We start from the raw sequence: 13618 nt of genomic DNA on the forward strand, positions 1-13618 counted from the left end.
AAGCTTACATTCCGCCTGCACCTTCTCAGAGTGTCTGTTCACCCGACTGATACTTGTAGCTAACTTCCGGCCAGGTCACCACCGGAATGCCCTTCAGTCTTGGCTCAGCAAACAGCTCGCCCTGAAAATTACACACCCCTGCCGCATCCAGCCACATCCATTCTTCGGGTTTTTCAACGCCTGTCGCGATAACTGATACTTCTAACGCAGAACAGAATCTGATGATAGCCTGCACGACAGCTTGTTTCGGGCCGCTGGTATGGATGTCACAAATCATATTGCGATCAATCATAATCTTGTCCGGCTGGCATTGCGTCAGCAGCAACAATCCCGCTGAACCCGCACCAAAATCGTCGATCGCCAGACGCATTCCTGAGGCTTTGAGTTGTTTCATCGCGTTGGAAAACTTGTCCTCACGCGTTATGACGCCGTTCTCTGTGATTGCCACCACTATCTGTTCAGGAACCAGACCGCCGGCGGTGATGTCATTAACCAGAGACTGCACAGCATCCGGCACCATCACAAGTGTCATAGGCAAAAGCTTAATTGAAATCGTTTTGTCGCCGATCCCCATTTTCTGCGCCATAGCAAAAGCCAGCTTTTTGGATTTGAGATCTGCCTCATAGATTGTTATTCCGGAAAGCCGTGAGTAATACTCCATCGCGGAGCCACCTTCCGGCCCGCGGATTGTGGCTTCATAAGAAATAATCTCGCGACTCAGCGGGTCAACGATCGGCTGGAAGGCAAAATTGTAGTCCTGCATCTCGGGAAAGATAAATTCTACTTCTGCTTTCAGGGGTTCATCGGCGATGAAAGACCAGGAATCTGCCGGGAGAATTTCGAGATAATTTTCCTTCTCACGAGCCTGCACAAAGGTGCACAGAAATTGAAGAGCCCGGTCTTCATAAGTGAGACGATATTTAGATGTTCCTTTATCGAGCACCGCCTGAAGCACCTCATCTTCGTGATGATGCCTGAGGTCAAAAAGCTCCATCCCCACATTGCCAAAGCGGCGTGACTGCGCATAATCGCGCATAAGAACCACTACGTTATGATGACGCTGATCCTGGCAAATCATGCTGTAGAGTGCGTCCACTGCCTCTTCCGGCCCTTCCAGCAACTGGAAGAAGTGCTTCCCGTCGAAAAGCAGAATGCCGGTAATGCTCAAAAGTTCGTTGTTAACATTGGCTTGCGACACCATTTCGACCAGTGAAGGAGCATGAACATGCTCACTGATGTGGCTGCGATAAACGAGGGTTAAAAGCATCGGATGTTTCCAAAGCAGCTTGTTTAGACCCTCAGGGTAGCAGAAATTTCGGTTATAGAAACATCCTAACCTATCATTTTCCCTTATGATATCCGGAGATTAAAGGGCTGCAAATAAAGGGGTTGGCCAGCAAGCCTTAAACGTACTTTCACTATTGGCACCAAACCTTCCCTTTATTAATCCGCTATAAAACGCGCTGACATTCGGCGGCGTAATCCGTATCATACGCGCCACAACGCCGCAGGACGGAAGATATGGGCGGCGAGCAGACTGAATCGCATAATGCTAAACTCGCGCTATGACGACCACGCCCTTCTGGTGCCCTTTTTGAGTCAGAGTTACTATTAATGTCAGAAATTCAATCAGTTGATAAAAAAGTTCAGTACAACCTGAATAAATTACAAAAGCGCCTGCGCCGTGAAGTGGGTAAAGCGATCGGTGACTTCGGCATGATCGAAGAAGGCGACCGCATTATGGTTTGCCTGTCCGGTGGTAAAGACAGTTACACCATGCTGGAAATTTTGGGCAATCTGCAAAAAAGCGCACCGGTGAATTTTTCCCTGGTGGCGGTCAATCTTGACCAGAAACAACCGGGCTTCCCGGCGCATATCCTGCCAGAATATCTGGAAAAGCTGGGAGTGGAATACAAGATTGTCACAGAAGACACGTATGCCATCGTGAAAGACAAAATCCCTGAAGGCAAAACTACCTGCTCTCTGTGTTCACGTCTGCGCCGCGGGATTTTGTACCGCACCGCGACTGAACTGGGTTGTACTAAAATCGCCCTTGGCCATCATCGCGACGACATTCTGCAAACGCTGTTCCTCAATATGTTCTACGGCGGCAAGCTGAAAGGCATGCCACCAAAACTGATGAGCGACGACGGTAAACACATCGTGATCCGCCCTCTGGCGTATTGCCGTGAGAAAGATATTGAGCGTTTTGCCGTTGCGCGTGAATACCCGATCATCCCTTGTAATCTGTGCGGTTCTCAGCCAAACCTGCAACGTCAGGTGATCGGCGATATGCTGAAAGACTGGGATAGAAAATACCCTGGCCGTATCGAAACCATGTTCAGCGCGATGCAAAATGTGGTGCCTTCACATCTTAATGACATGAATCTTTTTGATTTTAAAGGGATTAAACATGGCGGTGAAGTAGTTGATGGCGGCGATTTGGCGTTTGACCGTGAAGAGATCCCGATGCAGCCTGTAGGCTGGCAGCCGGAAGACGACGAAACGAGTGCGCCGGTTGAGCGTCTTAACGTGCTGGAAATTAAGTAAGATTTCGTCCGGTAGTCGCTAATTTGAAGAGCCCGCACTGATGCGGGCTTTTTTGTTTCTCAGGCCAGGGGGCGTGTTTCGGTCCAGTTGTAATTGGTCATCACCAGTTTCACCGGCAGGCTGAGTGACCCGAAGTTTCGATGCTGATTTTCATCAAACCAGACGCGCAGCGGTTCAGGCAAGTACTGTGCACCGTACCGCAGCAGCGTGCTATGCCAGAAAACCTGCGGTATTTCCGTGTGGGGAAACCGCTCCCGGATTTTTTCCGCCCACGGTGTTTTCATCAGTTCATTCACCAGCGATTGTCTGACGCGCTGACTCTCTTCATCAGGAAATCCGGCAAGCAGCAGCTGGTCCGGCAACGCAATCAGTCGCAAATTACGGATATGCATGATATGGCCGTCACAATGCTTTCTGAAAATTTCAGTGAGTTCGCCAGCCCCTTTCGCGTCTTCCGGTTTGTTAAACAGCGCCTGCGTAACACAGAAAAAGGTAAAATGCATGCCGTCTGGCGGCGCAACGTCGGCCAGCGGATCGCCCTGCGTCACCGCTTTCAGTTCCGATATCAGCCCTGCCATGGCCGGCCCGGCGCGGTTTCCGCTGGTGATCGCCAGACGGGTGGGATGGTAGAAAGGTTCTGAGCGGACAATGCCGGTTTCCGGTTGAGAATTCCAGATTTCCAGATTTCCAGCGTTCTGCGGGTCGCGTCGTCATACGCTTTTTGAATCATTTCGGCGGTATGCAAGACAAACTCCTGGGTATGCAAAAATGGGATCATTCCGGCAAAAGTGCCTGTGAATGCACCTTGCAGGGCATAAACCTCAAAAAGATTGAGCGAAATCAACATTAGAACTACTGATTGGGTGCAGTATCTATTTCGCAGGTGAATGCAACGTCAAGCGATGGGCGTTGTGCTCCATATTGTCTTATTTCCAAATTTTTAGAATTAATGCATAGCACAATTTAATTCGAACGACGCCGGTCTTATGACCGGCTTTTTTTTGCTTTTTTTCAGGCAATTAGTACATCACAGCCAGCGACTTTTCTTCAGCCACCACGCCACAACAACCCCCAACAGCATCATGAATCCGCAGAAAACGCCGAAACCCAGAGGCGATGTATTGCCGGGGATCCCACCGAGGTTCACACCAAACAAGCCTGTCAGGAAGGTGGTGGGCAGGAAGATCATCGCCAACATCGACATGGTGTAGGTGCGGCGGTTGAGGGAATCGGCCATCAGCGAGCTGATTTCATCGGAGAGCACGGCAGTGCGCGCAATGCTGCCATCCAGATCGTCGAGCCCACGCCCCAGACGATCTGAGATTTCCTGCATCAGGCGGCGGTCGTCGTCATTCATCCACGGCAAACGTTCACTCGCCAGACGCGAGAAGACGTCACGCTGCGGCGCCATATAGCGGCGCAGGACGATCAGTTGTTTGCGCAGCAACGCCATCTGGCCGCGTTCCGGCACCTGTTGTTCCATCAGGTCGTCTTCAATATCAATGATTTTGTCGTGCAGGTCTTCGATGAAATCGCTGGTGTGATCGGTCAGCGCATCGCAGGTTTCCACCAGCCATCTGCCGGTATTTTTCGGGCCGCTACCGGTTTGCATATCGTTGATCATCTCTTCCATCGAGAACACCTTGCGATGACGGGTCGAGACGATGATTTTATCGGTCAGATAAACGCGGATCGTGACCAGTTGGTCTGGTCTTGCATCCGCATTCAGATTGATGCTGCGCAGGGTGATTAATGTCCCTTCGCCGACGCGAACCACTTTTGGCCGCACGCTGTCACCGGCCAGCGCTTCACGCACGGTATCGGGTAACACCGGTGTATTGCTGATCCACCGTTCGCTTTCAGGCCGCGTGTAATCCAGATGCAGCCAGCACGGCTTTTCATCGCTCGCCACGCACTGCGGGCTGATTTCGTTCACACCGCCCTCGCCGTTCATCTGGAATGAATAAACGGCGTCGGCAACCTGTAGTTCATTTCCCTTTATCACTTCCACGATGTTCCTCGCTTTTTCTGCATTAGCTTTTCTAAGTTTAGCGTTAAGTGTTTGAAGTTCCAAAACACAACTCAGGTGAAAACCCTTCACCACAATATCCTGAAGCGATCATGCCATGAGTTAGCGTGAAAAATGTAAACAGCGCCCGCTTTACTGTTTCATAATTTTCCAGAGTATTTCTGACTGCCCGGAGCCTGCATTTCGGCCAGATCCGGCATAACGCTGCGCATCACTTCCAGAAATTTGCGCAGCCGCGCCGGATAGTAGCTGGAATACGGATAGACCAGATACACGGGCAGCGGCAGCGCGTTCCAGCCCGGCAAGACGCGTTGTAAATGCCCTTGCGCGAGATCGTCCTGCACCACCCATGCCGACACTATGCCTGCGCCCAGCCCGGACAGCGCGGCCTTGCGCACGGCATATAAGCTGTCTGTCGCCATGCGCGGCGCAATCGTGCAGCTTTCCATTCTGCCGTCGGTATCGTGGCGCAGCATGACTTCATTACGGTAAAAGGTGCTGAGAGCGACCCAGGGTAAATTCGCCAGTTCGCTGACCTGCGTCACCGGATGCTGTTGCAGTAATTCGGGCCTGGCGATCGCGATACGCGGTACTTCGGCAAGCAAAACCGCCACCATCGACGGATCCGCAACGTTCCCGACCTGAATTGCACAGTCGATATCTTCGGAGAGAAAATCCGGCGTGCGGTCGTTGAGCATCCAGTCCACCGTGAGATTCGGGTACTGCTGCAAGTAGCGCGTCAGCGGCCCGATCAGCTGGTCCTGCCCGAACGCATGCGGCGCACGCACGCGCAGGATCCCCACCGGTTTATCTCCCGCGCCGTGTAACTGATCTTCCAGCGAGGCCCAGCGTTCGAGCAATAATTTGGCCTGCGCGTAACACCGCTCGCCGTCGTCGGTTAGTTTCATAGCGTGCGTGGTGCGGAGAATCAGCCGGGCTCCGAGCATTTTCTCCAGCGACTGCAAGCGGCGGCTAACCGTGGGCTGGCTGGTGCCCAGCTGGGCGGCGGCGGCGGACAAGCTGCCGCTTTCGACGATACGGACGAACGTCTGCATTAAGTCGATGCGGTCAATACCGCTGGTGATGGGTGTATTCATACGCCTCGCGTATAACAGTTTTACCTTTCTGCAGGCTACCACTTATAACCGTTCGGGTGAAGAATACATGCCATGACATCCCACACAACACGCGAATTCATCAGGAAAATATCATGTCCGACTTCACCCAAACTTCTGCAACTGCCGCTGAACCGGCGCTTTCCGGAAAAATCATTATTACGCTGGCCGCCGGTGCCGGGCTGAGCGTCGCATCGATTTACTACAGCCAGCCAATGCTCGGCATTATGGGCGGAAATTTGCAAGCCAGCACCACGTCTGTCGGGCTGATCCCGACACTGACACAGGCCGGTTACGCGTTGGGCATTCTGTTTCTGATCCCCCTCGGTGACCGTCATGATCGCCGGACGATTATTCTGCTCAAGAGTATTTTGCTGGCCGTGGCGCTTTTGCTGTGCGGTTTTGTGCCGGGCATTCACGGTTTGCTGGCCGCCAGCCTGATCACCGGCATAGGTGCAACGATGGCGCAGGATATTGTGCCCGCCTCTGCGCATCTGGCTCCGGCGGCGCAGCGCGGGAAAACGGTCGGGACGGTGATGACCGGTTTGCTGGTCGGGATTTTGCTTTCCCGCGTGGTCAGCGGCTTTGTCGCTGAATATTTTGGCTGGCGGGTGATGTATCAGCTGGCGGCGGTAAGTGTGGCGCTGATTGGTTTTGCGCTGTGGAGGGTTCTGCCAAAGTTTACGCCGGACACGCGCATCAGCTATGCCCGTCTGCTGCATTCCATGTTCGGGTTATGGAAACACTATAAAACACTGCGCCACGCGGCGCTGGCTCAGGGTTTGCTGTCTGTCGCGTTCAGCGCCTTCTGGTCAACCCTGGCGATTATGCTCAACGATACGTTTCATCTGGGGAGCGCAGTGGCCGGCGCTTTTGGGCTGGCCGGTGCGGCCGGTGCGCTGGCGGCTCCGCTGGCAGGCGCATTAGCCGATAAAAAAGGCCCGGCGCGGGTCACACAATTGGGTTCTGCGCTGGTGATGGTGTCATTCGCCGCGATGTTCCTGCTACCGCTGTTATCGCCACATGCGCAACTTGCGCTGATTGTGGCGAGTGCCATCGGTTTTGATTTAGGTATTCAGGCCACGCTGGTTGCCCATCAGACACTGGTTTATGGTCTGGAACCTGCGGCTCGCGGCAGGCTGAACGCCCTGCTGTTTACCGTGGTGTTTATCGGGATGTCCGCCGGTGCCGCACTGGGCAGTAAAGCACTGGAAGTCGGTGGCTGGACGGGTGTGGTTCTGCTTGCCACCGTTGCTGCGGCCGCCGCCCTTCTGGTCCGTTTGTTCAGCCGTAAAAGCTGACAGGCATATAAAACAAAAAGCGCCGTGACTGGCGCTTTTGTATTTTGGGAGGAAACCGGATATCAGTGCTTAATGATGTACATTTCCTGGCTGTAAGCGACGTCTTCGGGATTGGTGATCGGATAGCCTTTCACCCACGGTTTGATCAGGCGACCATTGGTGTACTGATAAATCGGCACAATAGGTGCCTGGCTGGCGATGATTTGTTCGGCCTTGTTGTAGTCGTCGTTACGGCGTGCGTCGCTGGTTTCACGGCTGGCTTCTGCGATCACTTTGTCGTAATCGGCGCTGCTGAATTTGCTGATGTTACCCGTGTGCGTGGACGTCAGCAGGGACAGGAAGGTTGACGCTTCATTATAATCGCCGACCCATGACGCACGAATCACATCGAAATTACCGGTGTTGCGGCTATCGATATAGGTTTTCCATTCCTGATTAATCAGTTTCACATCCGCACCCAGATTCTTTTTCCACATCGAGGCCACCGCGATGGCAATCTTCTGATGGCTTTCAGAGGTGTTGTACAGCAAAGTCAGATGCAACGGTTTGTTCGGGCCATAACCCGCCGCCGCCAGCAACCCTTTCGCCTGCGCATTCAGCTCTTCCTGCGAGTAATCCTGCATTTCACTTTTCGTTGCTTTAAAACCGTTGGTGACGTCAGGCGTAAAATGCCATGCCGGTTTTTCGCCGGTGCCCATCACTTTTTCGGCAATCACGGCGCGGTCGATACTCAGCGACAGCGCCAGACGCACACGGGCGTCGTCGGTCGGCGCACGGCGGGTATTGAACGCGTAATAATAGGTACCGAGCTGATACGGCGTGTAGACCTGTCCCGGAATATCGTGCATCAGTTTTTTGTACTGATCTTTCGGGAAGGATTCGGTGATGTCGATGTCGTTGGCCAGATAGCGTTTTGTCGCGTTGGATTCTTTATTGATGGGCACGAAGGTGACTTTCGTCAGCACGGTATGCGCGTGATCCCAGTAATTCGGGTTTGGCTCCAGCACCAGTTTTTCATTCACGACGCGCTCTTTGAGCACATACGCGCCGTTGCCCACCAGATTTCCGGGCTTGGTCCAGTCATCGCCAAATTTTTCCACCGTAGCTTTATGTACGGGGAACAGGCTGAAGTTCGCCAGCAGGCTGACAAAAAACGGCACCGGACGGTCGAGCGTGACGCGCAGTTGCGTCGGGCTGATGGCGGTCACACCGAGCTTATCAACCGGCATTTTCCCGGCAATGATCGCATCGGCGTTAGCCATACCGGCCAGCGCCGCAAACCATGAACCGGTTGATAAACTTTTCGGATCAACCAGACGCTGCCAGCTGTAAACAAAATCCTGCGCCGTCACCGGATCGCCGTTCGACCATTTGGCATCTTTACGCAATGTGAACAGGAAAACCTGATTGTTCTGGTTCTGCCAGCTTTCGGCGACGCCGGGAATGCTTTTCCCGTTAGCGTCCTGATTCACCAGACCTTCGAACAGGTCACGCGCCACCTGCGCTTCAGGCAGGCCGACCACTTTTGCCGGATCCAGCGAAGCGGGTTCATCTTTGATATGACGGACGATTTCCTGTTTAGCGGCAAGTTGCGTACCGGCGGGAACCTGAGCGGCCACGGCCTGACCGGAAATCAGTGCCACCAGCGCGGCACAGGCGGAATACGATAAGAGAGGAAACGATTTTCCCTGCGGCATAAATTCTCCTGAACACATAAGGGGCCAGCCCTGAAATATTCAGGAGTTTTATCATTTGTTACCGCAATCCCCTACAGGAAATCGTTACAGATTTGCCTTCGCGCACAAAACGGCGACAACAGGCGGAAAATTATTCGGAACCGGCGAGGTCGATTCCGCCGCAGTGAAACTTCATCGCAGGTTCCACGTCCTGCGCCAGCCAGGTCGGGCCATCGAGATCGATGAACTTCGCGCCCGCCGTTAGCGGAAGTGCCGCCCGCACCGCGCGCGACGTGCATAACATGCAGCCCAGCATGATTTCAAAACCCTGTTCACGCGCCGCCTGCGCCAGTTGCAAAGCGCCCGTCAGTCCGCCGGTTTTATCGAGTTTGATATTCACCATTTCATAACGCCCTTTCAGCGCCGGCAGCCCTTCAATCATATGGCAACTTTCATCGGCACAAATGGGCAGCGGATGGATGAAATTTTCCAGTGCGGAATCTTCGCCCGCAGGCAGCGGCTGTTCGAGCATCAGAATCCCGAGATCGGCTAGCAACTGGCAGCGTGCCGCCAGCCCGTCGCTTTGCCACGCTTCATTGGCATCCACAATCAGGGACGCCTTGGGCACGGCGGCGCGGATAGCGACCAGACGCTCGGCAATCAGCCGGTCGTCGAGTTTGATTTTTAGCAGCGTTGCGCCTCTTTGTTGCAGCGCGAGCGCGGCTTGCGCCATCTCTTCCGGCGTGCCGATACTGACGGTTTGCGCCATGCTGATCGACGCCAGCGGTTCGGTGCCGGTGAGTTGCCAGAGATTCAGGCCGGTCAGCTGTGTTTCAATGTTCCACAGCGCAGAATCCAGTGCATTTCGGGCGGCACCGGCGGGAAGCAAATGTTGCAACTGTTCGCGGGTTGCACCCTGTTCAATCGCTGTGACGGCGCTGGCAATTTGCGCCATCACCGAGGTTTCGCTTTCGTCATAGCGGGGATACGGCGTGCATTCTCCTACGCCGCGAATGCCCTTTTCTTCGATTTCGACAGTGACTACGCGCGCTTCAGTGCGGCTGCCGCGGGAGATCACAAATGCCGTATGCAACGGCCAGGCTTCGGGATAAAAGCGAACACTTCTCATAACGGCTCCTCGGTATATACTCAAACGGGCATATATAAGATATACAAGTATTTAGCATTTAATATATATCCAATCTACAATTGTTCCCCTAAACTGAAAGCCGTTTGACTCCAATGTCCATAGGAAATAATCATGACCCAGACAGTACACTTTCAGAGCAGCCCGGTCACCGTTGCTGGCAAAATCCCACAAAAAGGCGACGCCGCCAAGCCTTTCAGCCTGGTCGCTAAAGATCTCTCTGATGTCAGCCTGAGCAGCTTCGCGGGTAAACGGAAAGTCCTGAACATTTTCCCAAGCATTGATACCGGCGTTTGTGCGACGTCAGTGCGTAAATTTAACCAGCTGGCGGGCGAAATCGAGAACACTGTTGTACTGTGTATCTCCGCTGACTTGCCTTTCGCACAATCCCGCTTCTGCGGCGCGGAAGGCCTGAGCAATGTTATTACACTGTCCACCCTGCGTGGAGGTGATTTCAAATCTGAATACGGCGTCGCGATCACCGACAGCGCACTGGCTGGCCTGACTGCACGTGCCGTGATCGTTCTGGATGGTCAGGACAACGTGCTGTACAGCGAGCTGGTGAACGAAATTACCACCGAACCAGACTACGAGTCTGCGCTGGCTGTCCTGAAATAAGGATCTGAGTTTTGTCATCTGCGGATGACAGGCGAAAAAAAGCAACGGCTCAGTCCGTTGCTTTTTTATTGCTTCTTATTTGATGAAAAATTTACTGATCAGCAGGTGTTACTCTTCGCTTTCGCCGGTTTCACCGCGACGGGCGCTGAGGCCGTATTCGCGCAGTTTATTGGCAATCGCCGTGTGTGAAACGCCCAGACGTTTCGCCAGTTTTCGCGTACTTGGATAAGTGCGATAAAGACGGGTCAGCACCGAACGTTCGAAACGCTTGCTAATATCGTCGAGCGAACCATTCAGCGCTTCTTCGCCAATCGTCACTTCGGCATCAAAGTCTGGCAGAACGATGTCCTGCGGACGCAGTTCGCCGCCTTCCAACTGGGTGAGCGCACGATAAATGGCGTTTTTCAGCTGACGGACGTTGCCCGGCCAGCCGTAATGCGTCAGATAATTTGCCAGCTGCGAGGACAGTTTTGGTCGCGGCATTCCCTGTTCATCAGAGAAACGCGCCACGAACAGTTCGGTCAGCGGCATGACGTCCGCCGGACGATCGCGCAGCGGCGGCAGCGTCAGGCTCAGCACGTTCAGACGGTAATACAGGTCTTCACGGAATTCTCCGCGCTGAACCAGTTCCACCAGATTCTTCTGCGTGGCGCACATTACGCGTACATCCACCTTCACTTCATGCTCTTCGCCCACGCGACGGAACGTGCCGTCATTAAGAAAACGCAGCAACTTGATCTGCATTCTCGGCGACATTTCACCGATTTCATCGAGCAATACCGAACCGCCGTTGGCCTGTTCGAAGAAGCCTTTTTTGCCTTCCAGTGCATTCGGATATGCGCCAGCGGCATAACCAAACAGTTCACTTTCAACGACGTCATCCGGCAGCGAGGCGCAGTTGAGGCCGAGGAACGGTTTTTTGCCGCGTGCGCTGCGCAGATGACAGGCGTGCGCCAGCAAATCTTTGCCGGTGCCGGTGTCACCGACAATCAGCAATGGTGCATCCAGCATCGCCAGTTTGCGTGCCTGATCCAGCACGTGGCGCATTTTGCTGCTGACTGCGACAATGTGGTCGAACTCGCTGTCGTCGTTGACTGTCAGATCCTGCAACTGGCGGCCCATGCGGGCGGCCGATTTGAGCATGACCACGGCACCGGCGATACCGCCTTTTTCGTTTTCATCCTCAATGTGGATCGGCGTGAGATCCATCAGGAAATCCTGACTGCGGATGACAATTCGCTCGGAATGCGGCTGAGCATTATCGCTTTCCAGCCAGCGCGTGACGTTGTAACCGGTGATCAGGTTCACCGCCGTGACGTTGCGGATTTTCTCTTCATCGAGTTCAAACAACGCCATCGCCGCCGGATTGGCCTGCTCGATTTTGCCTTTCATATCAATGGAGAAAACCGGCTCCGGCATGGAGACCAGCAGCGCACGCAGGGCGCGATGTTCCCGCTCAGAAGGCATGAACGTAACAGTACGGACATCCGTCACGCCGTCAATACGGCGGATTTCTGCCATCAGGGCGCGAAAAGTATCAAAATCCAGTTGGGAAAAATTAAGGTAAATGCGGCCAATCGAGGCAATCTCGATCCCGCGTAAATCAATACTGCGTAAAACCAGTAGATCGAGTAGTTCCCGGGTGAGCCCCAGGCGGTCTTCGCAAAAAACTTCCAGACGCATCAGTGTTGACCTTTTTTCTGCCGGTGCGGAAATCGCTGGGGGGATAATACTCTTTCATGTACAAGGGAAGAAGAGACTGTCACGAAAAGTTGACAAAATAATTCCCGGGTGGAAATCCGCTTGCCGCAATGATCGGGTAAGCGTTTTGCTTTTGCGGTGTTTTTGCTGTGATTTTCGGGTGCGCGGATTTCGCCATCCCTCCCTTTTTCTGCTACTATCGCCCTTCTGATTTCATCGCCAAATGGTTCCCGACTATGAAGTTCGTCTCCTTTAATATCAACGGATTGCGCGCGCGCCCACACCAACTCGCCGCCATTATTGAACAGCATCAGCCTGACGTGATCGGTTTGCAGGAAACTAAGGTTCACGACGACATGTTCCCGCTGGAAGATGTCAGCCAGTACGGCTATCACGTGTTTTATCATGGGCAGAAAGGCCATTATGGCGTGGCCATGCTGACTAAACAGGAACCGGTGGCTGTACGCCGTGGTTTCCCGGGAGACGATGAAGACTCCCAGCGCCGTATCATTATGGCCGACATTGAAACGCCACAGGGCATTCTGACGGTCATCAACGGGTATTTCCCGCAGGGCGAAAGCCGCGATCATCCGACCAAATTCCCGGCCAAAGAGAAGTTCTACCGTGATTTGCAGGATTACCTGAACACCAGTTTGTCAGTGAATAATCCGGTGGTTGTGATGGGCGACGTGAATATCAGCCCGACCGATCTGGATATCGGTATCGGCGAAGACAGCCGTAAACGCTGGCTGCGCACCGGTAAATGTTCTTTCCTGCCGGAAGAGCGCGAATGGATGGATCGCCTGAAAGGCTGGGGACTGGTGGACACCTTCCGCGCCGCTAACCCGGAAGCGACCGATAGATTCTCGTGGTTCGACTACCGTTCACGCGGCTTTGACGAAAACCGCGGCCTGCGTATCGATCTGATCCTGGCGAGCAATCCGCTGGCTGAACGCTGTTTAGCGACCGGTATCGATTACGATATTCGCGGAATGGAAAAACCGTCTGACCATGCGCCAATCTGGGCAACGTTCGACCTGAAGTAATACAGATGAAAACGATTGATGTGGTCGCCGCGCTGATAGAACGTGAGGGAAAATTACTCCTCGCCCGGCGTGATGCCAGCAGCGATCAGGCAGGTTTGTGGGAATTCCCCGGCGGGAAAGTGGAAGCCGGGGAAAGCCAGCCCGCCGCGCTGGTGCGTGAGTTACGCGAAGAGATGAACATCACCGCGCAAGTTGACGATTTTGTCGCGACCAGCGAACTGCATCAGCCGGAACGCCTGATTCGCCTGCACGGCTGGCGCGTCAGCCGCTTTACAGGAACGATTTCGTTACAGTGTCACTCGGAATTTTGCTGGGTTGCGCCAGAAGAAGTTAGTTCCTTTGAACTGGCACCGGCAGATATTCCGCTGATTGACGCCTATCTGCGCGCACTGTAGCCACGGCGCCGCTTAACGCTTCTCCATAAAAAAGGCACGG

At 53.8% G+C, this 13618-nt stretch carries 13 protein-coding genes; 5 read left to right on the forward strand and 8 right to left on the reverse strand.

Features of this window, described 5'->3' with window-relative positions:
• Window positions 1–25: 25 nt before the first annotated feature.
• Window positions 26–1267 carry a diguanylate phosphodiesterase gene (locus ACLBVC_RS14055; protein WP_410150130.1) on the reverse strand — a complete coding sequence of 414 codons (1242 nt, stop codon included), beginning with the start codon at window positions 1265–1267 and terminating at the stop codon, window positions 26–28.
• A 347-nt stretch (window positions 1268–1614) separates the two neighbouring features.
• Between ACLBVC_RS14055 and ttcA the strand changes: the two genes are divergently transcribed.
• Complete coding sequence (ttcA, locus tag ACLBVC_RS14060; protein ID WP_410150131.1) at window positions 1615–2550, forward strand: tRNA 2-thiocytidine(32) synthetase TtcA; 936 nt, start codon at window positions 1615–1617, stop codon at window positions 2548–2550.
• A 59-nt stretch (window positions 2551–2609) separates the two neighbouring features.
• Here the strand turns inward: ttcA and ACLBVC_RS14065 are convergent, their stop codons facing one another.
• The 4 genes from ACLBVC_RS14065 to ACLBVC_RS14080 form a co-directional block, all read right to left on the reverse strand.
• Window positions 2610–3128 (reverse strand): hypothetical protein, encoded by a 519-nt coding sequence (locus ACLBVC_RS14065; protein ID WP_410150132.1) that lies wholly within the window; start codon window positions 3126–3128, stop codon window positions 2610–2612.
• On the reverse strand, window positions 3116–3295 hold the full coding sequence (locus ACLBVC_RS14070; protein ID WP_410150133.1) for a hypothetical protein: 180 nt from the start codon (window positions 3293–3295) through the stop codon (window positions 3116–3118). Before ACLBVC_RS14070 ends, ACLBVC_RS14065 begins: the two co-directional genes overlap by 13 nt.
• 282 nt (window positions 3296–3577) lie before the next feature.
• Entirely contained in the window at window positions 3578–4561 is a 984-nt protein-coding gene (zntB, locus tag ACLBVC_RS14075; RefSeq protein ID WP_410150134.1) for a zinc transporter ZntB, read from the reverse strand.
• A gap of 158 nt (window positions 4562–4719) precedes the next feature.
• On the reverse strand, window positions 4720–5676 hold the full coding sequence (locus tag ACLBVC_RS14080) for a LysR family transcriptional regulator (RefSeq protein WP_410150135.1): 957 nt from the start codon (window positions 5674–5676) through the stop codon (window positions 4720–4722).
• A 113-nt stretch (window positions 5677–5789) separates the two neighbouring features.
• Between ACLBVC_RS14080 and ACLBVC_RS14085 the strand changes: the two genes are divergently transcribed.
• The gene (locus ACLBVC_RS14085; RefSeq protein ID WP_410150136.1) at window positions 5790–6995 is read left to right on the forward strand and encodes an MFS transporter; all 1206 of its coding nucleotides are present in this window, start codon (window positions 5790–5792) and stop codon (window positions 6993–6995) included.
• A gap of 62 nt (window positions 6996–7057) precedes the next feature.
• Here ACLBVC_RS14085 and ACLBVC_RS14090 read toward each other — a convergent pair whose 3' ends face one another.
• Both ACLBVC_RS14090 and ycjG read right to left on the reverse strand, forming a co-directional pair.
• Window positions 7058–8692 carry an ABC transporter substrate-binding protein gene (locus tag ACLBVC_RS14090; RefSeq protein WP_410150137.1) on the reverse strand — a complete coding sequence of 545 codons (1635 nt, stop codon included), beginning with the start codon at window positions 8690–8692 and terminating at the stop codon, window positions 7058–7060.
• 130 nt (window positions 8693–8822) lie between these two features.
• Complete coding sequence (gene ycjG, locus ACLBVC_RS14095; protein WP_410150138.1) at window positions 8823–9800, reverse strand: L-Ala-D/L-Glu epimerase; 978 nt, start codon at window positions 9798–9800, stop codon at window positions 8823–8825.
• Window positions 9801–9932: 132 nt separating this feature from the next.
• Between ycjG and tpx the strand changes: the two genes are divergently transcribed.
• Entirely contained in the window at window positions 9933–10436 is a 504-nt protein-coding gene (gene tpx, locus ACLBVC_RS14100) for a thiol peroxidase (protein WP_410150139.1), read from the forward strand.
• A 108-nt stretch (window positions 10437–10544) separates the two neighbouring features.
• Here the strand turns inward: tpx and tyrR are convergent, their stop codons facing one another.
• Complete coding sequence (gene tyrR / locus ACLBVC_RS14105; protein ID WP_410150140.1) at window positions 10545–12119, reverse strand: transcriptional regulator TyrR; 1575 nt, start codon at window positions 12117–12119, stop codon at window positions 10545–10547.
• 254 nt (window positions 12120–12373) lie between these two features.
• Here tyrR and xthA point away from each other — a divergent pair, with 254 nt between their 5' ends.
• On the forward strand, window positions 12374–13183 hold the full coding sequence (gene xthA, locus ACLBVC_RS14110; RefSeq protein WP_410150141.1) for an exodeoxyribonuclease III: 810 nt from the start codon (window positions 12374–12376) through the stop codon (window positions 13181–13183).
• Between the two features lie 5 nt (window positions 13184–13188).
• Entirely contained in the window at window positions 13189–13578 is a 390-nt protein-coding gene (locus ACLBVC_RS14115) for a pyrimidine (deoxy)nucleoside triphosphate diphosphatase (protein WP_410150142.1), read from the forward strand.
• Window positions 13579–13618: the final 40 nt, after the last annotated feature.

Origin of the sequence: Rahnella selenatireducens, assembly GCF_046449555.1 — a bacterium.
Classification (GTDB): Bacteria; Pseudomonadota; Gammaproteobacteria; order Enterobacterales; family Enterobacteriaceae; genus Rahnella; species Rahnella selenatireducens.